The organism is Neobacillus bataviensis (genome assembly GCF_019969725.1).
On record NZ_JAHXYW010000049.1, the window covers coordinates 1 to 570 of the forward strand.

General features: G+C 38.9%; 1 rRNA gene. It reads right to left on the reverse strand.

Annotated features, from left to right (window positions below):
- Window positions 1–443 precede the first annotated feature (443 nt).
- A 5S ribosomal RNA gene (gene rrf, locus LC455_RS31080) occupies window positions 444–560 on the reverse strand.
- Window positions 561–570: the final 10 nt, after the last annotated feature.

Here is a 570-nt window from a genome sequence, read left to right on the forward strand (position 1 = left end):
ACGCCGCCAGCGTTCGTCCTGAGCCAGGATCAAACTCTCCAAGAAAGTTGATTAGCTCATAAAATAAAACGTTGGCTCGTGATCTCTATTATTATAGAAGAAACACGATTAATTATTGTTTGTTGACGTTTTTGTTTGTTTAGTTTTCAAAGAACAATATCACCAAAAGCGACCGGAATAATATCTTATCGCATTTCTAACATTCTATCAATCATCAATTTTTTCCAATTGATTTTATCGCTCTTTATGAAGAGCAACTATTCTAGTATAGCACAATGTGTGTTTCAGTGCAATAAAAATTTTTACCATTTTTGATTCCTTGGTTCACTCTTTTGAAAAGCGATCTTCATATGATAACACCCTCGGTGTTCACTTACAGCAGAAGTTTTTTCAATTCTCAAAAAAGGGAAAGAAAAAGACAGAAACGGAAATTCCTGTCTTCCGCCTGGCAACGTCCTACTCTCACAGGGGCGCGTGCCCCAACTACCATCGGCGCTGAGAAGCTTAACTTCCGTGTTCGGTATGGGAACGGGTGTGACCTTCTCGCCATAATTGCCAGACTATTTACTT